We start from the raw sequence: 22,280 nt of genomic DNA, 5'->3' as shown, positions 1-22,280 counted from the left end.
ACCCACTTTTTTCAGTGGTGCTGCAGCGCTGTGTGGTGTTGCAGCGCTGGGGCTAGCGCAGCTCCGAGAACTTGGCTACGGCTTCTGCCCACAGCACCTCGAACTCTTCTTGGAGAAGATGCGTAGCGGTGATGTCAGGGAAATTTGCGTAGGAGTTGGGGTGCGGCACAGTACGTTCCGGTGCTGCGGCCATACCGGCTACTGCGTTACCGTGCGCTGCCCCACGGATGGTGTTGGAAGGATCGAGTTCGAGGATACGGTGCAGGGTGCAGTGCGTTGCGCTTGTTGGTTCAAGCTCTGCGATGTGAATACTTGTGCCCACTCCTGGGATGGTCATCTCGGTACGAACATAGAGGAGCTGTTTGTCAGTTGTGGTCATGCTGACATCTTAGACGCGTGTTGCGCATAGCGGGATGCTAGCCAGGAGCACATCATGAGTTGGACTTGGTGGAAGATCATGAGCGGCAGGATGAGCAGACCGAGGTTGGCGCCGCCGAAGATCACGGCTGCCATGGGGAGCCCAGAGGCGAGGGATTTCTTGGTGCCGCAGAATTCGATGGCGATGACGTCGCCACGCGCAAAGCCGAGTTTTTGGGCGCTCCAGCGGGTGAACCAGAGCATGAAGCCCACCAAGATGATGGAGAACGCGACGAGGAAGATGATTTCCCCGAGGCTGACGGTGGACCAGATTCCGGCGACCATGCCGGCGGAAAAGGCTGAGTACACCACCATGGCGATGGATCCGCGGTCGACGATTTTGGTGGCTTTGTTGGCGGCGATGTCTTTGATCCAGCGGCGGCAGAGTTGTCCTGCGATGAAGGGGAACAGCAGCTGGATAGCGATTTTGAGGAATACACTGGTGTCTACGTGGATGCCGCCGTTGTCGGTCATCAGGAGCATAACGAGGACGGGGGTTGCTATCACGCCGATGAGGTTGGATGCGGAGGCGCTAACGATGGCTCCGGCGACGTTTCCGCCGGCTATCGACGTAAACGCTACCGAGGATTGCACTGTTGATGGCACCAAGGTGAGGTACAAGATTCCGAGGTAGAGCGCGCTCGAGATCACCATTTCTAGTGGTTTGAGTGCGATTCCGATCAGTGGGAATGCCACGAAGGTGAACGCCAGAATGGTGAGATGGAGTTTCCAGTTTTTGAGGCCTTCGAGGGCTTCGTGTGTGGAAAGCCTGGCACCGTAGAGGAAAAACAGCAGGCCGATGGCGATGTTAGTGGCCAAGGAGAAGTTGTGGGCGAAGGCTCCGCGGGCGGGTGCGATGATCGCGATGATCACCGCAAGGATGATCAGCACGATCAAGGGGTCGAGGTTTTTGATTCTTCCTACCATTCCTCGAGTCTAAAGCAGAGCTAGGAGGTAACGGTGGCGGTATCGCCTGTTACCTCCACGGTGGCAGCTTTGAGGGGGTCGCGGGCGAGCCCACTGACTACGGAGCCATCGGTGATGTCGAAGACGGATCCGTGTGCTGGGCAGATCACGTGGGAGCCGTCTACTTTGGTGATCTTGGCGCGCTGGTGGGTGCAGGCCGCGGAGTAGGCCTTGTACTCCCCTGCGGTTGGTTGGGCGAGGATGAAGTCGCCGACGATGACGGCGCTGCCGATAGGGACTTCGCTGACGGCTATTTCTTTGGCTTTGTCGGCATCGCCTCCGCAGGCGGCTAGGACTACTCCAGCGAGTGTGGTTGCGGACCCGAGGAGGAACATGCGGCGAGAACATGGATGTGTCATGCCTTCCAGTATCACACATCCATGTTTTGTCACAGTGATTTTTCATGTCTTTAACGAACGCGAAAATTTCTTCGGTGAGAGCCTCAAGGTCTGTCACTTGGGCTGGCTCTGGGTGTGTGCCTGTGGTGTGCCGCTCGATGATCGACGTCAGTGCGGAGCCTGTGATGGCACCGCTGGCTCCTGCCGCGATTGCGTCGCGCACATGCTCGGGTGTGGAGATGCCGAAACCGAGCAGGATCGGTGCGCCGCCGAAGCGTTTCACATTTGCTACCACTTGCTCTAGTCCCCTAGTAGAGGATTCCCGTTCGGTTCCGGTCACACCATCGCGGGAGATGGCGTAGATGTATCCGCTGGAGTGTTGCGCTACCTCTTCCAAGGTTGCTTCCGAGGCTTGTGCGGGGGCGATGAAGATGGGGTCGATTCCAGCTTGCTTGGCGGCTGCGATGAAAGGCTCGCCTTCGCGGACAGGGACGTCGGGAAGCAGGATGGAGTCTACGCCGGCGTCGGCGAATTCTTGATAGAACTGGGTGATCCCGCGGGTGAAGGCAACGTTGCCGTAGATGAGCATGCCGATGGGAAGTTCGGGGAATTCTTTGCGGATCTGTCGGATCAGTTCCAGCGAGCTATCGACGGTGGCTCCGTTGTCGAGGGCACGGAGGTGGGAGCGTTGGATTGTGGGGCCGTCTGCTACCGGGTCGGAGAAGGGGACGCCGAGTTCGAGGGCGTCGGCACCCGCGGCAACGGCGGTACGGATGATTGCTAACGACGCCTCTGGGGTGGGATCGCCCAGCATGATGAAGGGGACGAATGCTCCTTCGTTTTTGGCGCTGAGTGCGGAGAATAATTTGGTGTAGCGAGTCATGTTTTTAGTCCTTTACAACCAGCTCTGGGTGGGCGGAAAGAGTGCGGCGGATGTGGTCGATGTCTTTGTCGCCACGGCCAGACAAGGACACCACGATGGTGATATCTTCGTTGTTTTCCTCAGCGAGGGCGGCGCGTTTGAGCGCATAGGCAAGAGCGTGGCTGGATTCCAAGGCCGGGATGATGCCCTCTTCGCGGGAGAGCAATTGGAATGCTTCGAGTGCTTCCGCATCAGTGATGGCGACATAGCGGGCGCGCCCAGACTTTGCTAGATGGGCGTGTTGTGGGCCGACACCTGGGTAGTCGAGGCCGGCTGAAATGGAATAGGATTCCTCTACTTGGCCATCGGAGTTGCGCATGAGGTAGCTTCTGGTGCCGTGCAAAATACCGATTTGGCCGTTGTTGATGGTAGCGCCGTGTTTTCCGGAGCTTAGTCCCATTCCACCTGGTTCTGCGCCGACGAGTTCTACTGAGGGGTCGTCGATAAAGTCGGCGAACATGCCGATGGCGTTGGATCCACCGCCGACGCAGGCAACCACCACATCTGGCAGTGCGCCGGTTTGCTCAAGTATTTGGGCTTTGGCCTCTTCTGAGATTACGCGGTGGAATTCGCGCACAATCGTGGGAAATGGGTGTGGCCCGGCTGCGGTGCCGAGCAGATAGTGTGACTCGTGGAAGGTTGCGGTCCAATCGCGCAGTGCTTCGTTGACTGCATCTTTGAGGGTTCCGGAGCCGGAGTCGACTGGTACGACCTTGGCGCCCATGAGCTCCATGCGGTACACGTTGGGTTGTTGGCGTTCCACGTCTTTAGCGCCCATGTAGATCACGCAGTCGAGGTCGAGCAGTGCGCATGCGAGTGCGGTGGCGGTTCCGTGTTGTCCGGCACCGGTTTCAGCAATAATGCGGGTTTTACCCATGCGTTTGGCTAAGAGGGCTTGGCCGATTACTTGGTTGGTTTTGTGTGCGCCGCCGTGAACGAGGTCTTCTCGTTTGAGGAAGATCCGCGCGTGCCCCTTCCCTTTTCCGGCTTTGGGTAGCTTGGAGCAGAGCGTGAGCGGCGTGGGACGACCGAGGTAGTCCTTGAGGTAGCCGGCGAGTTCGGCTCTAAACTCGGGATCGTTTTGCGCTTCCACGAAGGCCGCTTCTAATTGGTCGAGGGCGGGGATAAGGGATTCGGGTACGTATTGTCCGCCGAATTCTCCGAAGTATGCCGGTAGCAGTGTGTGTTTCATGAGGATATTCCCTGTGGTTGATTGGGCGTATCGCAGGGAATATACGAAAAAGCCCGCGATACGCGGGCTTGTGTTTCCAAAAGTTGTGTGGTGAATGCTCACACAAAAGGGGCCCGCCTGCTAGGCGCGCCACCAGAACTTGAAAGCTGCATTCATCATTGTTGGCTCACTATACCAGCATGAGGTTGCGATGGCTAGAGGGGGCGGGCGATGTTTTTGGCGATGTTTCACGTGAAACCACCCCCTTGGGTGCCCCATGGAACGTCGTTGTCGGTCATCGCGGACTAGAGTAGTCGCAACTCTTGCTCAACTATGTAACTACTGAAAGGTGCCGCTGTGACCCGTGCTGTCCGACTGCAAGACTTGCGCGACTACAAAAAGAACAACCGTCCGTGGGCTATGCTGACCACCTACGACTACTCCACCACTCGCGCATTTGTGGACGCGGGTATCGAGGTTTTCCTCGTAGGAGATTCTGCGGCCAACACAATGCTGGGATATTCCGGAACTAACCAGGTGAGCTTTGAGGAGTTGGTCATGCTCACGGCGGCGGTGGTGCGCGGTGCGGGTCCTGCGATGGTGGTTGCTGACCTTCCGTTCGGCACCTACGAGGCGAGTGACGAGCAGGCGGTGCGCAGTGCCACGGAGATGGTGCGCCGAACTGGTGCTCACGTGGTCAAGCTTGAAGGTGGCGTTCGGATGGCGTCGCGGATTCGCGCTATTACAGACGCAGGGGTTCCGGTGTGCGCGCACCTAGGTTTTACCCCGCAGTCGATGAATCAGCTTTCTGGTTTTAAGGTGCAGCGCGGCGCGGAGAAGCTGACGGCTGATGTGGATGCTGTCGTGGAGGCGGGTGCAGAGATGGTGGTGTTTGAGATGGTTCCGGCGGATCTTGCGGCGGAGCTTACTGCCCGCTCCCCGATTCCTGTGATTGGGATTGGTGCCGGCAATGCTACCGACGCCCAAGTGCTGGTATGGCACGATATTGCGAACCTTCCTAAGGGTGATCATCGTGCTCGTTTTGTTAAGACATATGCGGAGGTTGGTTCGCAGCTTACTTGCGCGGCGCGGATCTATCGGAAGGATGTAGAGGCACGCCGCTTCCCCGCTGAGGAGCACACCTTCTAAGCGTTGGGCTTTTCGACGTTCACCGCCATGTTGTCCAGCAGTCGGATGTTTCCTACTTTGACGGCGGTGATAAGTCGCGCGTCGCCGTAGAGTTCATTGCCTGCTGTGGGCTCGCTGAAATCGGGTGCGACAACATCGATGTAGTCGATGTCCATTCCGGCCATTGCGTTGGCGGCGGCTGCAATAATGTCATGTTTCACGTGAAACATTGCCGCTTGGTGCAACGCCACTGAGATACGTCGCGCCTCAACGCGCTCAGTATCGCTGAGATAAGCATTGCGGGAACTGAGCGCCACCCCATCATGATCGCGCATGAGGGGGCTGCCGTGTACGTGGACAGGAAGGTTGAAATCCGCCACCATCTGCCGAATCAACGCGAGCTGTTGGAAGTCCTTTTCGCCGAAGATGGCGTGCTGGCACTGCGTGATCTGGAAGAGTTTGTTTACCACGGTGAGTACGCCGGCGAAGTGCGTGGGGCGGGTAGCGCCCTCAAAGAGAAGCGCTGCGGCACCTGGTGTGATGGTGGTGCGTGGACCTAGGGGGTACATCTCGGCTGGGCTGGGAGCGAAGATGGCGTGAACCTGATGGTTGTGTGCGGCAAGCTTTGCGGCGTCGGCATCAAGAGTGCGCGGGTAGGAATCCAGATCCTCCCCTGCTGCAAATTGGAGGGGGTTAACAAAGATACTCATGACCACGAAGGGATTGTCGAGCTCTAAAGAATAGGCGGTATCCACGAGTGAAAGGTGGCCTTCGTGGAGTGCTCCCATGGTGGGAATTAAGACGATGGGGCGGCCGTCGGCAATAGCTTGATGGGTAAGTTTTTGGATTTCACTGATGGTGTGCGTGATCGAGGTCATTCCTCAACCATAGCGGGATTCATCCGCGAAATATGGAGAGTTGCTACACAAGCCATGAGGGGTAACACGATGGCGGGAATGATTGTCTCGAGGGTGACGTAGGTGATCGCTGCAGAGCTCAACATGCTCACCCAAATGGCCGCGACGGTGCGTACCTTATCCTTACTCGTCATCTGGCGGTTGCGCCAATTATGAATATAGGGGCCTAGTATGTGGTGCTCCATGAGCCAGGTGTGGAAGCGGTCGGAGCTTTTGGCAAAGCAGATCCCCGCGAGAAGAAGGAAGGGCGTGGTGGGAACCAAGGGCAAGATCACTCCCGCAACACCGAGTGTTACGCTGACGCAGCCGATGGCGAGCAGAAGTGGTTTGATCATGCCCTCTAGAATTCCTTATTCTCCGACGGAACGCTACATCATATGCTACTTAGGTTAGCGTTAGTAATGAAACCCACGTATTTGGGTGAAAGTGGAGTGGATTGCAGCAGCGTCTTTGTGTGTTGCCCACTTCCCCGCTTCGGCTGGATATTCCAACCCGGAGTTGAGATCGAGTCCTGCGCAGCCAACGGCGAGCGCCTCGGTGATATTGTCTGGTCCAATGCCGCCGGCGAGAAGAGCCTTGCCTTTTATGGCTTCTGGGATGCGTGCCCAATCGAAGGTGCTACCCGTTCCGCCATTGCCGGTGTCGAGGACGAGTCTGTCTACCTCGGGTGCGAGTGCTTCGGCGACAAGGGAGCCGTCGGCATGCGTCATGGAGACTGCGCGCCAGATTTTTACCTTGTCTCCTACCTCGCCGCGCACATGGTTAATGAGTTCTTTTTCGGCGGCGATGGAACCCTGGTAAGGACTGTGGATCTGGGCAACGGCGATGTTGTCACCTATGATTTCGGCCCATCCGGTGGTGCGTCGTGAGACGGCGATATAGGTGAGGTCAGGTTCGGCAGCCATGATTTTTTGCGATGTTTCACGTGAAACATTACGCGGACTAGACTCCTCGAAGATCAATCCGCCATAGATTGCACCCGATGCGCGCGCTGCTTGCGCCTCGCTTGGCGACTGCAAACCGCACACCTTATTGTGGCCGTACACAAGCTCACGGGCCGCGCGGTCCACATCTGGCTGAGAAGTAAGCTGCGAGCCTACGAGGAACGCACTGGAATGCCCGCTGAGTTGGCGAACCGTCTCGTTGTCCCGAATGCCAGACTCGGAGACAATCACTGCGCTATCGGGAATCAGTGGCGCAAGACGTGCTGAGCGATTCAAATCAATGCTCAAGTCATGCAGATTGCGATGATTAATGCCAAAGATTGTAGCCCCCAACCGAATGGCACGTTCCACCTCAACCTCGTTGATAACCTCGGTGAGAACATCCAACCCCAAGCGTGCTGCTTCCTGGCTGAGCTCGGTGTAGGTGGCGTCGTCAAGCACACTCAACATGAGCAAAATTGCGTCCGCCCCAAAATAACGGGCCGCGTGAACCTGCACAGGGTGGATAATAAAATCCTTGCACAACACCGGAAGATGCGTAGCAGCCGCCACCGTGGCCAGATGGTTGTAGTCGCCACCAAAACGATCCGGCTCGCACAACACCGAAATGCCGGCCGCATAACGTGAATACACCCGCGCGATGTCGCCAGGGCGATAATCCTCACGAATCATGCCAAGCGATGGCGAAGAGGACTTACACTCCATGATAAAGCGCGCACTCCCCCGCAACGCCGGACCGCCATCGCTACGGCCACCCAATGCGTGGAACAAGGAGCGGGTGGAACGCGGTAGTCGCGCCGGGTCCACATGAGAAATCCGCGCCTGGATTTCGGGCAGGTGGGAACGTCGCCCCGAAACGATGGATTCTAGGACGGTGGGCATGGGGCTTGTCGACGAATCACTCTGCATAGTTTGCCTCCTCATGGATAGCTAACCAGCGCTCCACGGAGCCGTCGGCAAGCATTGCTTGTGCCTTGGCGACTCCCTCGGCGATGGTGGGTACGTGATTCGCAGTGTAGAACATTGCGCCTGCGGTGGCGCTAATAGCGTCGCGGTGTGCGGCGGGACCCCGGCCGGCGAAGGTTTCGCGCATGAGGTGTGCGTTTTCTACGCCGTCGCCACCTGCGAGCTCGCTCAACTCGTAGCGGTCGATACCGATTTCTTCTGGTGTGATGGTGTAGGTGTTGATCTCGCCATCGTGAAGCTCCCACACCGTGGTAGGTCCGTGAACTGCGATCTCGTCGGTGCCGGAGCCGTGAACAACCAAGGCGTGCCTGCGGCCTAATTCGTGGAATACCTCGGCGATGATCTGACCGAGCTTGGGATTGGCAACGCCCATGATCTGAAATTCGGGGCGGGCCGGCGCCAAGATCGGGCCGAGGGTGTTAAACAGCGTGGGCACTTTGAGGGCCTTGCGCACTGGTTGCACGTGGGCCACCGCGGGGTTGTAGGCGGGCGCAAAAAGAAACGTGAAATTGGAGGCGTTGAATTGGCGCACGGCGCGGTCTGGGTTGAGGTCTAGTGGGATGTTGAGAGCTTCGAGTACGTCGGCGGATCCGGATTTGGAGGATACGGATCGGTTGTCGCACTTGACCATCTTCACTCCCCCAGCGGCGGCGACGAGGGATGCCGCGGTGGTCACGTTAATGGTATTGGCGCCATCGCCGCCGGTTCCTGCGGAGTCCATGAGGCCTGCGCCGGTGATGGGAAATGGTCGTCCGGCGGCAAGGAATGCTTTGGCGGCGCCGGCGATGTCGGCGTAGGTTTCGCCGCGGGTGCGGATGGTGGCGAGCAGCGCTGCGATGTGGACGTCGTCGTAGTCGCCGACGGTGAGTGGTGTGAATACTTCAATGGCTTGTTCGACGGTGGGGTGTGGGTTGTCGAGGTAGGCGATGAGGTTGTTGAGTGTTTTGTCGCTTGTCATGGTTGTGGTCTTTCTTATTTGTTGGCTAGCAGCTTATCGACGCATCGTTCAAGGATGATGGGCCCGCTGGGGCTTAGTACGGATTCGGGGTGGAATTGCAATCCAATGCTGGTGATCTGCCCCTCGCTGTCGTGGGTTTCGGCGGCCATGGTGACAGGTCCGATGGGGGATTCGCAGGTTCCTAGGCTCACCATGTTTGGTGGGATGTCGGTGCATCCTAGGGAGTGATAGCGTGCGATGGGCACCTGTGTTCCGTGGAAGTTGTTGTTGGGTGTGGCGTCGATGCTAAGTCCTGCGAACAGTGGATGGTCTGGGTTGGTGAGCGTCATGAGGTCGGTGGTGCCGTGGACGGGGCCGCAGGAGCGGACTTCCCCACCGTAGTGTTCGAGGAGTGCTTGGAAGCCAAGGCAGATGCCGAGGATCGGGATGGTGCCTATCGACGCCCCGATGAGGTCCATCATGCAGCCGGCTTCGCGGGGGTGACCAGGTCCTGGGGAGAGACAAATGAGGGCGGGTTCTAGGTCAAGAACTTCTGTCACAGTGACGATATTGCGTAGGACTGTGCAGCGGTAACCGGCGACGGCAAAAGCGTCCACTAGGTTGTAAACAAAAGAGTCGTGGTTATCAAGGAGCACGACATGGGCTTGCTGAGCTTTCATGAGCGAATCACCCCCAGATCCTTTCCGGCCGCCAACGCAATGGCATGCAAAACGGCATAGGCCTTATGGAGTGTCTCATCGGCCTCCGATTGTGGAATAGAATCCCGCACCACTCCGGCACCGGCCTGCACCACCGCTACCCCATCCTGAATAAAGGCGGAACGAATCACAATGCAGGTGTCCATCGAACCATCTCCTTGAAGGTATCCAACCGCACCACCATAGGAACCGCGACGTTTAGCTTCCACCCCTCGCAGCAATTCCATTGCACGCAATTTTGGTGCACCAGTTAGCGTTCCCATGTTCATACAGGCACGGTAGGCGTCAATAGTATCGAACTCTGGACCCAGCGTAGCCACCACGCGGCTAACGAGGTGCATCACTCGAGAGTAGCGATCTACCTGCAATAACTCTGCAACGCGACGTGTTGTGGGCAATGAAACACGTGCAAGATCATTGCGTGCAAGATCAACCAACATGGTGTGTTCGGCGATTTCCTTGGCATTGGTTCGCATGTCCAATTCGGCGCGAATATCGAGTTCGTGATTAATGCTTCCGTCGGGATTAAGTCCGCGTGGACGAGTGCCGGCGATCGGATATAGCTGAACCTCACGCGTGTTCGAATCGAACTTGAGATTAGATTCCGGCGAGGCTCCTATCAGCTCATATGTTTTATTTGAATTGTATGCAATGGGAGTAATGCCGCGAACGTAAAACATATAGGGGCTGGGATTGGTTGCGCGCAAGTATCTATAAGCTGCATAAGCACTTTCGCAGGGCGCGCTAAAGCTGCGTGCTGGAACCACCTGATAGATGTCTCCCGCCTGGATATTGTCCTGCAGCGCGCTTACGCTCTGGCAAAAATCTATATCAGAAATATCGGCACGCACAGTCAATGTCTCATTGGGTGATGTGTTTGCGGGACCTTCCTCGACTGTTTTATGGCTGTCAATCGTGGCAACAAGGGAATCTAGTCGATCCCCCAACTCTGCAGGGTCAACGGACACGCCCTCGATCACCGCGCTGCGCTTGAGATGATCGGTGACCAGCACTGTTTCTGCCACCACAAACTGGTAATCGGGATAAGAATTATCCCCTACCGGCACAGGAGGTAATTGCTCAAATGTCTCCACGTAGTCGAAGGCAAAACCGCCGGCAAGAAGTGGTAACTGCTCACCGGAATAGCCGGCCTCACACTGTAGGAGGCGAAGAATCTCGGCGTTATTGGTGTCAAGGAGGCGCTGGCGTTCGTCGTGAAGCTCGGAGCGGCGGAAACTAAATTTCGTGCCGCTCGTGTCAAAGTGCTCCTGTAAGCGCGCCACCATTGTATGGCCCCGTAGATGTTAGGGGCGTGGCGGTCACGGTTTGCCCCATGCACGTCACGCGAACCGCTGATTGAAGTACTGCCATGGATGTGGTGTTCTTCTTGGATTCAATGTCTGCGGACTCTAAAAGAACAGAATCGCTAGCCGAGGTCCCGCCAAGATGATGAAAGAGGTCGGCGGCATCCTCGTGATAGCGCACCTCGCGGGCGGATATATGGAAATCTGCTATGTTTAGACTCCTTCTCGTGCATTGGACTCAGCGATCATTGTGGCGAGGGTTTCGGCGACATGAGGATCCGTGACTGGTGAGGTTGCTGGATCCTCGGTAGCGAGGTCGCCCAAGATATTGCGAACATAGTCCACATCTTTATCGCCACGACCCGAAAGATTGACCACAATGTTAATGGGAGTATCGGTTTCTTCGGCGTTTTCTGCCATCTTTAACGCATATGCTAGAGCGTGGCTAGACTCCAAAGCTGGAATGATACCCTCGTAGCGGCTCAGCATCCGGAATGCTTGAAGCGCCTCGGCATCGGTGATTCCATAATATTGCGCACGACCAGATTCCATGAGGTGGGCGTGTTCTGGACCCACGCCTGGATAATCAAGACCAGCCGATACGGAATAAGAATGCAGCGGATTGCCCTGCTCATCAGCCAAGATGAACGACTTGAAGCCGTGTTGCACACCAACCTTGCCACGCTGCAGCGGCGCACCATGCTTACCGGAATCAAGACCTTCGCCTGCTGGCTCCACACCAATCAAGCGTACGGACTCATTACCTGGCTTATCCGTGAGATAATCAGCAAACGCACCAATAGCATTCGAACCACCGCCCACGGCAGCAATTACTGCGTCCGGAAGCTTGCCTGTTAGCTCCAGCATCTGTTCGCGAGATTCCCGCGAAATAACCGCCTGAAACTCCTTGACCAGCGTAGGGAACGGATGTGGGCCGACCGCAGAACCAATCAGATAGTGCGTGGTATCCAAGTTTTCCACCCAGTCCATAAGCGCTACGTCGATAGCATCCGACATGGAATCACCATGCTCGTTGGTTACTGGCACCACCGTAGCCCCCATGAGCCGCATGCGATACACATTGGGCTGCTGGCGGGCCACATCTTTAGCACCCATATAAATGGTGCAGTCCATTCCCATCAAAGCCGCCACCATCGCAGTGGCGGTACCGTGCTGACCAGCACCGGTTTCTGCGATCAAACGAGTTTTACCCAATCTGCGAGCAATCAACGCCTGGGCAAGCACCTGATTGCCCTTATGCGCGCCACCGTGAACTAGATCCTCGCGTTTGAGGAAGATCCGCGCCTTACCCTTCCCCTTACCCGCTAGGGGGAGGTTAGCGCATTCGGTAATAGGAGTGGGACGACCAAGGTAGTGCTTTTGTAGCCGAGCAAGTTCCCGCGAAAACTCTGGGTCGTTGAGTACATCCACATAGGCCTGCTCTAGTTCGTCGAGAACCGGCAGGAGCGCATCGGGAACAAACTGTCCGCCGTAGTTACCAAAGTAGGCGCTGATTAACGTCTTACGGAGGGTGGAGTCAGTCATGGTGTTTCTAACCTCTTTCGCTGAAAAACAAATATTTGTTGTGTTCAAGCGGTGGGCCGAAACTCTTGTGAGCTTGTTGGTGGCTAACAAAAAGGCCCGCTGCTTGTTGGACAAGGCGAGCCTGTTGAAATGAATGCGTGAAAACGGCCCGCGGTTAAGCGCGCCACCACCAGTTATGTGCATTCATGTTCGTCATGGAACATGACAATACGCATCTTGAGTGGCGCACGCAACAGCGGGCCGGCACATTATTTAAGAATCAGAGGTGTTATCAGCCGAATGCGCTGCACGACGCATAGCATCCACATCAACCGCAGGAGCAGGGTTATTACCACTTGAGCAGCACGTTGACTCGGCGGCATCCTCGACGTCTTGCTGGGCGTCGATAAGCGATGCGGCGCGTGCCCCCACGTTTGCCCCCACACTCACCAACATCACACCAGCGATCACCGCAAGCGCTGCGACGGCATATAACCAACCGCTGCCTTTAATAAACAACATCGAACCCATCAACATGGCAACGCCACCAATGGTCCACAACGGACCCGCCACCAAGTGCGCCGACTGCCACACCTCTTGAGACTTGCGCACCTCGGGGACCCGAATGCCGATATAAGGATTGCCAGGCAATCGACGCGTCCACGCCAGCGAACCCGACACGAGCACAACCAAAGCCGCCACAGCTAGCACAACACCAAGAACAGTCATATACATCACTCTAGCCAATCTTAGGGGGAGCGCCGAAAGCCTCGACCACCCCACCCGATATATGTGCGTATGTGAAAAATATGAAATCTGCTGGTGAACGCGTAAGTTATTTCTCAACTCCTTGAACGGCCCAGCACCCAGTGGGACACGATTAAGGTCACCCCATAATTTGAACAACTAACGAAAAATATTAGGTAACCCTACATGGACATCAAGCGTCTCTCCTCGTCGCTGCTTTTCAGGATCATCGTCGCGATCATCCTCGGCATCCTATGCAGCTTCTTCTTCCCCGATGGGCTTGCCCGCGTCTTTGTCACCTTTAACGGACTCTTCGGCAACTTCCTCGGCTTCTTCATCCCTGTCCTGATCTTCGCCCTCATCACCCCAGCCATCGCAGGACTCGGCCGTGGTGCCGGCAAATGGCTCGCCATCACCACCGGTATCGCCTACGGCTCAGCCCTAGTATCTGGCCTCATCTCCTGGGGTGTTGCCACCGCCTTGTACCCATGGTTGCTCGCAAGCCAAACTAGCGTTGCAGCTGCAGACATCGAGGAAGGCGCTCTCAGCCCTTACATCTCGGTCGAAATGCCAGCACCCATGCAGGTGATGACGGCCCTCATCCTCGCTTTCGTTGTAGGCGTGGCTATGACCACCGTTAAGTCCGACACCCTCTTCTCCGGCGTTACCGACCTGCGCCGCGTAGTAATGAAGGTGATCTCCTCCTTTATCGTCCCACTGCTGCCGATCTACATCTTCGGCATGTTCCTCTCCCTCGGAATGAACGGCAACCTCGCATCAGTGCTCACCGCCTTTGCCAAGGTTCTCCTCCTCGCCATCCTCATGAGCTTCGTGCTGCTAATCCTGCAGTTCCTCCTCGCAGGCACCCTAGCAACCCGCAACCCCTTCGCCTCGCTGAAGAACATGATGCCGGCATACTTCACCGCACTGGGAACCTCTTCTTCCGCAGCAACCATCCCAGTGACCTACGAATGTGCACGTAAAAACGGTGTCAGCCAGTCTGTTGCAGGTTTCGTGGTTCCATTGTGCGCCACCATCCACCTCTCCGGGTCGATGATGAAGATTACGCTGTTCGCCTTCGCCATCATGTTTATGGACGGCATGGACATCCCACTTGCCACCGCACTCGGCTTCATCCTCATGCTCGGTGTGACCATGGTGGCAGCCCCAGGTGTTCCCGGTGGTGCAATCATGGCAGCTGTTGGCCTGTTGTCCTCCAACCTCGGCTTCAATGACGACCAGGTGGCACTGATGATCGCTGCTTACATCGCCATCGACTCCTTCGGTACTGCCTGCAACGTCACTGGCGACGGTGCTATCGCCATGGTGGTGGACAAGTTTGCCAAGGGCGCGATCTCTCGCCACGATCTTGATGATGCCGACGACCTCGGCCTTGCTACCGCAATCGCTGGTATCGACGACGAAGCCTAGCGCGATACATTGCTAACGCGATAGCCTAGCGCGATAGCCTAACGCCCCCGCGAGGGGGCGTTTTTTGTTTAGCCGATGAGCAATTTTTGTACCCTAAGCCAGCAAACCCGCAGGACGCCCTCCCAAAAATTGGCCTTAAGGTACAAAAATTGCTCACTTTTGCCTGAAAGCAGCCCAAGCCGTGCTACCTTGTGCGGTTATGGGGGAATTTCGGGGAACAATTTCTTATGCAACGCGCACGCGCCGCCTCAAAGCAGGATCACTGATCCGTGTTATCAGCGGGATCTACTGGGAAGGCGAGTTGGAAAGTCCCGCTGCGGTCACGGAACTAGTAGCAGCGTTAACGCGGCACGGGTATGCCCTCACAGCGGTGTCGCTGTATCAATTCTATTGTTCCCAACCGATCAGCTTTCCTGTGCATGTCAGCACTGAACGTCGCATTACATCGACCAAGTATGTGGTTGCGCACCATGTAAAACGCTTGCGCACTGTAGAGGTTCGCGGGGTGTGCACGGAGTGTGGTGTTGATGCGGTAAAACACCTGCCGGACCGCCAAGCTATTGCGCTTTTAGACGTCGCCTATTCCGGGCGGCATGGCAGTGCAGTGCTGCGGCGGGAGTCGCCGATGCGGGTGTCGGCGCGGGTGAAAACACTGGTGAATCGGGCGGCTGTGGGTGCGGATAGTGTGCCAGAGCGAATACTGGTTAAAGCTTTGCGGGAGGCGGGGTTGGAGTGCACGAGTAATTTTCGAGTTGGGGTGTATTTTTGGGACGTTAAGCTGCGGGATTACAACATTGTGATCGAGGTTGATGGCTATTTTTATCACAATGCGGGTGCGGAGAATAAGAACACTTTTGTTAATGATCGTTGGAAGATGAACGATGCAGCGGTGCGGGGATATTTGGTGTTGAGGTATCCGGCGTCGAGTGTTTTTGAGGAGCTGGACACCATTGTGGGGCAGGTTATTTTTGCTACTCGTGTTGTGCGGGAGGAGTTGGTTGTGGTGGATTCTACGCGCCGGTGGCATCGGGGGCCGTGGGAGTGGTTTCCGCTTGATAGTTGGTAGAAATAGGTGTTTCTAACTGGGGTTATAGCACTTTTTTGATGTTCGTTGCTATGCTGAAATTCCATGGTGAATACGATCGGTTTCGACCGCGAGAAGTACATTGAAATGCAGTCCCAGCACATTCGGGAACGCAGAGAAGCTTTGGGTGGGAAGCTCTACCTCGAAATGGGCGGCAAGCTCTTCGACGATATGCATGCATCCCGCGTATTGCCTGGTTTTACTCCAGACAACAAGATTGCGATGTTGGATCGCATCAAGGACGAGGTAGAAATTCTCGTCTGCATCAACGCTAAAGATCTGGAGCGACATAAGATTCGTGCCGATCTGGGCATCTCCTACGAAGAAGATGTTTTGCGCCTTGTCGACGTCTTCCGCGACCGCGGTTTCCTCGTCGAACACGTGGTGCTCACCCAACTGGAAAATGACAACCGACTGGCGCTCGCTTTTATCGAGCGCCTTCAACGTTTGGGCATCAAGGTGTCGCGCCACCGGGTGATTCCTGGTTACCCCACCGACATGGATCGCATTGTGTCGGATGAGGGCTTTGGCCTGAATGAGTATGCGGAAACTACTCGTGATTTGGTGGTTGTTACCGCGCCGGGTCCTGGTTCTGGCAAGTTGGCTACGTGTTTGTCGCAGGTGTATCACGAGCACAAGCGTGGTGTTGCTGCGGGTTATGCGAAGTTTGAGACGTTCCCTATTTGGAATTTGCCGCTGGAGCACCCTGTGAACTTGGCGTATGAGGCCGCTACGGTAGACCTCAATGACGCGAATGTGATCGATCATTTCCACTTGGCTGCTTATGGTGAGCAGACGGTGAACTACAACCGCGATGTGGAGGCATTCCCGCTGCTCAAGACGCTGCTGGAGCGGTTGATGGGTGAGTCTCCGTACCAGTCCCCTACGGACATGGGTGTGAACATGGCGGGTAATTGCATTTCTGATGATGCTGCGTGCCGTCATGCGTCGGAGCAGGAGATTATTCGCCGGTATTTCAAGGCGTTGGTGGAAGAGGCTCGCACGGGTAAGGATTCCACGCAGTCGGATCGTGCGGCTGTGGTGATGGCGAAGGCTGGGATCAAGGCGTCGCAACGCGTTGTGGTGGAGCCGGCACGTCAGGTTGAGGAGCGTACGTCGCTTCCTGGTTGTGCGATTGAGCTTGCCGACGGTTCCATCATTACGGGTGCTACCTCGGATTTGTTGGGTTGTTCTTCGTCGATGTTGCTGAATGCGTTGAAGCATTTGGCGGGTATCGACGATGCCATCCACCTGTTGTCACCAGAGTCGATTGAACCGATTCAGACGCTCAAGACGGTGCATTTGGGTAGCTCGAACCCTCGGTTGCACACCGATGAGGTTTTGATTGCGTTGTCGGTGTCGGCGGCTACGGATAGCAATGCGCAAAAGGCGTTGGATCAGTTGAAGAACCTGCGCGGTTGCGATGTTCACACCACCACCATTTTGGGTTCGGTGGATGAGGGTATCTTCCGCAACCTTGGTGTGCTGGTGACGTCTGATCCGAAGTTCCAGAAGAACAAGCTGTACCAGAAGCGCTAGGTTCTCGTTATTGTAGTGGTCCCATGTTCATGAATTGATGCCACATGGTCCACTCGGGATCGTTTGCTTGCCGACGCACCTCGGTGGGCGTGATCACCGTTCCATCGTCGAAGAATAAGCCCCCGTGGCCCGTTGCTCCGTAGCGGATCACGGGGGTTAAGTTCATGCCGTCGAAGGAGAGCTGTGCGTTGGGGCGAACGTCGTAACCTGCGATGGCTGCGAGGGTGGGTGCGATATCGAGTGTGGAGACGAGTTCGTTGCAGGTGACAACGCCGTCGATAGTGTCGTGCGGCAGGTTGGTGTCGGTGACCCCTGGCCATAGCAGGGACATGCGCACGTGGTGGTCGTCGATAGTTGGGTGTCCGACGAAGAAAGTGGCCGCGTTGCTGTCGTGGGCTTGGGTGATCAGCTCTGGGGTGATCTCGGCGCGCTCGATGATGTGAACGTCGGCGGGGCTGAAGTCTTCTGCTACGGTGCCGATGAGGGAGGCGAAGCGTGTGACCGGCTGGCGTTGGGGATACTGACCCGTGAGAAGTCCGAGGCGGGCGGAACGGAAATCGGTGCTGGGCGCGTATGCGCGAGAAAAGTTCAGGCCCGGCAGGGTGAGCTCGGGGGCGATTCGACCGGATACGACAGCGATGTTCATGGTCAATTATTGTTCCACGTTGCGATGTTTCACGTGAAACATTGTGAGTGAGCGATCAAATTGCAGACGCGCGGCTCGTGCCGTTGGGGGCTATCCTTACAAGAATGAGCACCATTGTAGATATGCCTGAGACTCGCGGACATTTGATATCTGCGATTACTACCGCCAGCGATCCTGGCGAAATTCTTTACTTATCCAGTCGCGCGGATTTTTCCGAGGGTGGTTCGATCCGTGGCGGTGTCCCGATCATCGCACCGTGGTTTGCTAAGAACTTGGGACACGATGAGTTGCAGCATGGTTGGGCGCGCCGAGTGGAGTGGGAGACGATCCCTACCAATGGCGGTATCGACGCCCGCACGAGCCACGATGATTGGGATCTGCGCCTTGGCACGCAGGTACTTCCTCATGGTTTTGCCATGATGTTGAAGGCCCGCAACGCTTCCCCACTGCGTCGCGATTTCCAATCCGCGTTCCACCCGTATTTCCGCGTTGCTGACGTGCGCACCACCACCGTAACGGTGGGCGATCAGGAGTTTCGTTTCGACGGCACCGCCGTCGACCAAGCGGTTCCTCTGCCAGAGTGGACGCCGCTGGTTATCAAGGATTCCCAGCGCACTATTACTGTCACCTACCAAGGTGCCGATCATGCTGTGGTGTGGAATCCTGGCAGCGAGCTTGCCGCACAGATGACAGATGTGGGCGAAGGTGAATGGACCGAGTTTGTTTGTGTAGAACCAGCATTGTTGGGTGACCACGCCCAAGGTATTTCTGTTCCCCCTTGGGATTGGGTAGAGATCGGCATGACCGTGAAAGTCACACCGGCTCAGTAATCGTAGGCACCTAGATGCGTATCTCGGCGGTGCTTACCGCCTGAGCGTAGCGGGCATCGTGGCAGGTAAACAGCACCGCCGGGTGGTGGCCTCCTAGGTCGAGGCCCGCCATGCGGTGGAATTCGCTCGCACAATAGCGGTGCATGAGCAGACTTAAGTGGCCGTGGTTGGGGGCGTCGAGGTTTACCGTGGGCTCGTCGAGAAGCAATAGGTGCGGTCCGCGAACGAGAGCTGCGGCGATGAGCACGAAGCGTCGCCACGCGGCCGGAACATCTAAGGGGTGCGTGTCTGCCCACTGCTCAAGCCCCATGAACTCGATCGCAGCTTGTGCCAGCTCTGGGGTGGCGCCCACGGTAAGCTCCGTCGCCACGGTGCGCCGCGACAACGCCGAATCCATATCGGCCGGCGCCCACCCCATGGTCACCCCATCAGCTACCTGCAGGGTGCCTGTCGACGCCACCAACCCCAGCGCAGCCAAGAAAAAACTCGTCTTCCCCGTACCATTTAACCCCGCCAGATGGGTGACGCTACTAGGGGAAACCTCACAACTAATCGGTCCCACAGTCGTAGCACCACGCGGAATGCGCAGGTTCTTCGCGCACAACAATGGGCCATGATCGGTGGAAAGATCAATGGGAGTGAAGCGCGCTGGGACGGTGTCCACGGGGTCCGGTGCAGGCTCGGGGACCAGATCGCCGCTGCTTGTCAGGCGCAGCTGCTCGGCGGCGGTGGTAGCAAGGGCGGTGTGCATGCGGTCGTAGACGGTCACGTTACCTGGGAAAGAATCGACGATTCGGTGCAGGATCTCAATAGCTTCTGTGTCGAGCCCGTCGGTGGGGCAATCCAACACGAGGGCTTCTGGGCGGGTAATCAACGCGCCTGCGATGGCAAGCCTGCGTGTTTGCCCGCTTGATAACGTCATGGGATCTTGCTCGGCTTGACCGCGCAGCCCCCACGTGTCGATTGCCGTATCCACGGCCCGCTGCATGGTCGCCGCGTCCATTCCCGCTTGTTCCAAAGGGACGGCTAGTTCTTCGGCCACCGTGGAGCGCAACAAGGAAATATGTGCGGCGGCGTCGTTGCCAACCCAGGCCGCCCCAGTGCTTTCCGACGTCGCCCACGCGTGCTCAGACAAACCGGTGCCGCTTGGCGACCAAATAAACTTAGTGATCGGCATACAACGCTCCTCCTCTGTTAAAAAATCGACCAGATGCACACCGCGATCGTGGCACACACAGCAAGTACTTGAATAATCACATCGTGGGTCATCACCGGCACCGGACGCAAGACCGTACGTGGCCCCGGGTGACCAATGCCAGTGCGCTGCAGGGGACGTGCGCGTTGCGCCGCATTGTCTACCAGCCCCACGACGAGTGGCAGTACCAAACCCCAGCGGCCACGAATACTGTGCACATCGATTCCACGCGTGATGTGCGTTTGGCGGATAATCTCCAGCCGAGCCTTAGCCAGCGGGTACAACCGCAGCGTGGAGGCGATAACATACAACAACTTTGGGTTGACACGTGGCTGCACGGCACGCATCAACTCATCAGTATTAATAGTGCTGCCCACACACAAAGCGGCGGCGGTTGCCCCCAGCAGGCGCATGCCGAGCAGAAGTGCAGTGTGGGTGCCGTCGATAGTAAAAATCCACCAACCGGGCACCTCGCCAAACGGGGCGTACATCACCATCAGGCCCGCAAACACCGGCACGGACAGCAGCGTAGTGGTGAGAAAAACGCGGCGTATCGACGCCCCCACCGCCGCGAGCACACCCGCGCACAGCCACGCGCCCACCGATACCTCTAGGCGATTAGCCACCAACACGGTCACGACCGCGCAGGCGGATATCACAAAGAGAGTGACCGGATTAAGACGTGCAGCCATAAAAACTAATCAGCAACCTTGTAGTCGGGGGAAAATGTGCGGCGAGTACGCTCCGGTAAGGAGCGGTACACAATCCAAATGACCGTAAACACAATCACCTTATCCAAAGGATCGGATGTCCACGACTGCAAGAACACCGCAAACAATGGATCCGCACCCAAGGAACGGTAGAAAGACACCAACAAGCCCGTGCCAGTACCCGCAGTACCTCCGAAAATGAAGGAAGCTATCGGTGCCGAGAGCAATGCCGTAATAAAGCCAATCACCGCAGCGGATGCACCAATGCGCCACCAGCTCTTAGTCCAGTTCTTGCCCAAAAATCCGGCTGCAAAGCCCACGAAAGCATAAGCGGCAGCAAAAGGAACGACGGTGGGGTTGAACGTTCCCCAGATCAGTGCGGACAAAACGCCCGTGGTCACACCCGCGGCAGGCCCTGCCAGCGCACCCACCAATACGGTGCCCAGGGAGTCAATATAAAGCGGCAGAGGCAAGCCCATGGTACCCACTACCTGACCCAAGATGATGTTAAGTGCCAACGCAACCGGCATGAGAGCCAAGGTACGCACGGGAAGTTTAGGGAGGGTAACAGACAAAAGCATTAACGCCGGTACGCAGAAGCCCACGAGTGCAATGGTGGAGCTGCGAGAATCTGCGAGTTGGTTCCATTGGGAATCTTGCGGTTGCCACACCACGAGGGTGAGCCAAGTGGCTGCGATGATGGCAACGGCACAACCGATAATGATGTTGTTACGTGACAAATGCATAGGTATTCCTAGGAGTGTCGAAGGGGTACAAAGCAAAGCGCTGCAAAAAGGACACTCCTCCTATGTCACCTCGGAGCAGTGCTGCGCAAAAGCAGTTAGTACTCTAATACAACCCGTTCGAACTCTGCGAACACATCCTCCGATTGGAGGGCTGTGAGAATCTGAGCGTTGGCAGGATGATCGCCATAGTTACTGTCCCAATCCACCACGGTGGTGCCGCGGGTCAGTTCCGCGTCTGCTTCCACATCCACAAACCCTGGGCGGGTGGTGTGTGGGACGCGGTTGAGGAGCACCATCGCAGCGGCGAGATCATGGATTTGGGCCATGTACCCCACCCCGACCGATTCATGGAATTCGAAGTAGAAGCGGAGGGCGTCGCTAAGTATCGGAAGGACTGGTTCCTGGCTGCGCTGGCACCATTGCTTAAGGCGTTGTGGGGTAAGGAGCACGGACTCCGTAACGTTGAGTGGACATATCGTGGGCCGGACAGCGTGGCCGCGGTAATGCGCGAGCGCTTCTTTGAGAGCATGCGGATCAACCCACGCATTCCACTCGGCGGTGGGTGTGGTGTTGCCCGGGTAATGGAAAGCGCCCGTCATAAAGGTCACGTGCGGGATGGCGTTGAGAACCTCAGGGGCGTTTTCTGCTGCCCACGCGACGTTGGTGGCAGGGCCCGCTACGAGGAGATAATCAGCACCTTTCCACAGATCGACGGCGGCCGCTGCGTTGCTAAGCTGCGGTATGGTCGCGCGGGTGGTGTGATAACCCAAACCCGTGGGGCCGTGGGTTTCTGGGGTGGTGGTTAGCGGCAGTGCGCGTGGTTTCGGCGCGCCGGGTGTGATCGGTACGTCGCTGAGTGTGAGCGAGTTCATGATCTCTGCTGAGTTGGCTGCGGCTTGCTCGGCGGTGCAGTTGCCGGCCGAGGTGGTAATGCGTAGCTCGATGAGTCCGCGTCGGTGCAGGTAGCCGAGGTATGTGATGGCGAGGGCGTCGTCAATGCCGGTATCAACGTCGGCAACAACTACGGGGCGATGTGCTGAGCTATTCATGGTGTCCAACATAGTGGTCAGTGTGAGTTTCACGTGAAACATTACGGTTT

The 22,280-nt window shown here is 56.9% G+C and carries 21 protein-coding genes and 2 pseudogenes; 5 read left to right on the top strand and 18 right to left on the bottom strand.

The window, feature by feature from the left end:
* Positions 1-52 precede the first annotated feature (52 nt).
* The 5 genes and pseudogenes from AT687_RS11505 to trpB (AT687_RS11480) form a co-directional block, all read right to left on the bottom strand.
* Positions 53-379 carry a hypothetical protein gene (locus AT687_RS11505; protein ID WP_003853272.1) on the bottom strand — a complete coding sequence of 109 codons (327 nt, stop codon included), beginning with the start codon at positions 377-379 and terminating at the stop codon, positions 53-55.
* Positions 376-1,344, bottom strand: coding sequence for a bile acid:sodium symporter family protein (locus AT687_RS11500; protein ID WP_010935794.1), 969 nt, complete (start codon positions 1,342-1,344; stop codon positions 376-378). Before AT687_RS11500 ends, AT687_RS11505 begins: the two co-directional genes overlap by 4 nt.
* Positions 1,345-1,364: 20 nt before the next feature.
* A complete protein-coding gene (locus AT687_RS11495) occupies positions 1,365-1,742 on the bottom strand; it encodes a Rieske (2Fe-2S) protein (protein ID WP_014302620.1) in 378 nt (125 codons plus the stop codon).
* Between the two features lie 40 nt (positions 1,743-1,782).
* Positions 1,783-2,604 (bottom strand): annotated as a pseudogene (gene trpA, locus AT687_RS12280) (tryptophan synthase subunit alpha); the annotation flags it as partial.
* Positions 2,605-2,608: 4 nt separating this feature from the next.
* Positions 2,609-3,835 carry a tryptophan synthase subunit beta gene (gene trpB, locus AT687_RS11480; RefSeq protein ID WP_003853268.1) on the bottom strand — a complete coding sequence of 409 codons (1,227 nt, stop codon included), beginning with the start codon at positions 3,833-3,835 and terminating at the stop codon, positions 2,609-2,611.
* Between the two features lie 336 nt (positions 3,836-4,171).
* Here trpB (AT687_RS11480) and panB point away from each other — a divergent pair, with 336 nt between their 5' ends.
* Positions 4,172-4,963: a 3-methyl-2-oxobutanoate hydroxymethyltransferase gene (panB, locus tag AT687_RS11475; RefSeq protein ID WP_014319591.1), complete on the top strand. Its 792-nt coding sequence runs from the start codon at positions 4,172-4,174 to the stop codon at positions 4,961-4,963.
* On the opposite strand, the gene panC is transcribed toward panB, so the two are convergent.
* The 8 genes and pseudogenes from panC to AT687_RS11435 form a co-directional block, all read right to left on the bottom strand.
* A complete protein-coding gene (gene panC / locus AT687_RS11470) occupies positions 4,960-5,820 on the bottom strand; it encodes a pantoate--beta-alanine ligase (RefSeq protein ID WP_014319590.1) in 861 nt (286 codons plus the stop codon). The genes panB and panC overlap by 4 nt on opposite strands.
* Positions 5,817-6,194, bottom strand: a complete 378-nt coding sequence (locus tag AT687_RS11465) for a YbaN family protein (RefSeq protein ID WP_003853262.1) — start codon at positions 6,192-6,194, stop codon at positions 5,817-5,819. Before AT687_RS11465 ends, panC begins: the two co-directional genes overlap by 4 nt.
* A 60-nt stretch (positions 6,195-6,254) precedes the next feature.
* Positions 6,255-7,712, bottom strand: a complete 1,458-nt coding sequence (trpCF, locus tag AT687_RS11460) for a bifunctional indole-3-glycerol-phosphate synthase TrpC/phosphoribosylanthranilate isomerase TrpF (RefSeq protein WP_014319589.1) — start codon at positions 7,710-7,712, stop codon at positions 6,255-6,257.
* The gene (gene trpD / locus AT687_RS11455; RefSeq protein WP_014319588.1) at positions 7,702-8,727 is read right to left on the bottom strand and encodes an anthranilate phosphoribosyltransferase; all 1,026 of its coding nucleotides are present in this window, start codon (positions 8,725-8,727) and stop codon (positions 7,702-7,704) included. Before trpD ends, trpCF begins: the two co-directional genes overlap by 11 nt.
* Before the next feature lie 14 nt (positions 8,728-8,741).
* The gene (locus AT687_RS11450) at positions 8,742-9,386 is read right to left on the bottom strand and encodes an anthranilate synthase component II (RefSeq protein WP_014319587.1); all 645 of its coding nucleotides are present in this window, start codon (positions 9,384-9,386) and stop codon (positions 8,742-8,744) included.
* Positions 9,383-10,940: pseudogene (locus AT687_RS11445) on the bottom strand (anthranilate synthase component 1). Before AT687_RS11445 ends, AT687_RS11450 begins: the two are co-directional and overlap by 4 nt.
* A 2-nt stretch (positions 10,941-10,942) precedes the next feature.
* Positions 10,943-12,274, bottom strand: coding sequence for a tryptophan synthase subunit beta (gene trpB, locus AT687_RS11440; protein ID WP_014319584.1), 1,332 nt, complete (start codon positions 12,272-12,274; stop codon positions 10,943-10,945).
* Between the two features lie 252 nt (positions 12,275-12,526).
* Entirely contained in the window at positions 12,527-12,982 is a 456-nt protein-coding gene (locus AT687_RS11435; protein ID WP_041627191.1) for an SdpI family protein, read from the bottom strand.
* A gap of 204 nt (positions 12,983-13,186) precedes the next feature.
* Between AT687_RS11435 and AT687_RS11430 the strand changes: the two genes are divergently transcribed.
* The 3 genes from AT687_RS11430 to AT687_RS11420 all read left to right on the top strand — a co-directional run bounded on the left by AT687_RS11430 (position 13,187) and on the right by AT687_RS11420 (position 17,054).
* On the top strand, positions 13,187-14,431 hold the full coding sequence (locus tag AT687_RS11430) for a dicarboxylate/amino acid:cation symporter (RefSeq protein ID WP_014304158.1): 1,245 nt from the start codon (positions 13,187-13,189) through the stop codon (positions 14,429-14,431).
* 199 nt (positions 14,432-14,630) lie between these two features.
* Complete coding sequence (locus AT687_RS11425; protein WP_014319582.1) at positions 14,631-15,497, top strand: PDDEXK family nuclease; 867 nt, start codon at positions 14,631-14,633, stop codon at positions 15,495-15,497.
* A gap of 63 nt (positions 15,498-15,560) precedes the next feature.
* On the top strand, positions 15,561-17,054 hold the full coding sequence (locus tag AT687_RS11420) for a DUF1846 domain-containing protein (RefSeq protein WP_014311097.1): 1,494 nt from the start codon (positions 15,561-15,563) through the stop codon (positions 17,052-17,054).
* Positions 17,055-17,061: 7 nt separating this feature from the next.
* Here AT687_RS11420 and AT687_RS11415 read toward each other — a convergent pair whose 3' ends face one another.
* Complete coding sequence (locus AT687_RS11415; protein ID WP_014304155.1) at positions 17,062-17,700, bottom strand: hypothetical protein; 639 nt, start codon at positions 17,698-17,700, stop codon at positions 17,062-17,064.
* 47 nt (positions 17,701-17,747) lie between these two features.
* Between AT687_RS11415 and AT687_RS11410 the strand changes: the two genes are divergently transcribed.
* Complete coding sequence (locus AT687_RS11410) at positions 17,748-18,530, top strand: aldose epimerase family protein (protein WP_003853241.1); 783 nt, start codon at positions 17,748-17,750, stop codon at positions 18,528-18,530.
* Positions 18,531-18,540: 10 nt separating this feature from the next.
* Here AT687_RS11410 and AT687_RS11405 read toward each other — a convergent pair whose 3' ends face one another.
* The 4 genes from AT687_RS11405 to AT687_RS11390 form a co-directional block, all read right to left on the bottom strand.
* On the bottom strand, positions 18,541-19,707 hold the full coding sequence (locus AT687_RS11405; RefSeq protein ID WP_014319581.1) for an ATP-binding cassette domain-containing protein: 1,167 nt from the start codon (positions 19,705-19,707) through the stop codon (positions 18,541-18,543).
* Between the two features lie 17 nt (positions 19,708-19,724).
* Positions 19,725-20,417: an energy-coupling factor transporter transmembrane component T family protein gene (locus tag AT687_RS11400; protein ID WP_014311093.1), complete on the bottom strand. Its 693-nt coding sequence runs from the start codon at positions 20,415-20,417 to the stop codon at positions 19,725-19,727.
* A gap of 5 nt (positions 20,418-20,422) precedes the next feature.
* The gene (locus tag AT687_RS11395; RefSeq protein WP_014302605.1) at positions 20,423-21,181 is read right to left on the bottom strand and encodes an ECF transporter S component family protein; all 759 of its coding nucleotides are present in this window, start codon (positions 21,179-21,181) and stop codon (positions 20,423-20,425) included.
* 95 nt (positions 21,182-21,276) lie between these two features.
* Positions 21,277-22,272 (bottom strand): nucleoside hydrolase, encoded by a 996-nt coding sequence (locus AT687_RS11390; RefSeq protein WP_010935774.1) that lies wholly within the window; start codon positions 22,270-22,272, stop codon positions 21,277-21,279.
* Positions 22,273-22,280: the final 8 nt, after the last annotated feature.

The sequence above is a fragment of the Corynebacterium diphtheriae genome (assembly GCF_001457455.1).
GTDB classification, from domain to species: Bacteria; Actinomycetota; Actinomycetes; order Mycobacteriales; family Mycobacteriaceae; genus Corynebacterium; species Corynebacterium diphtheriae.
This window is presented reverse-complemented; position numbering and strand designations above follow the sequence as displayed.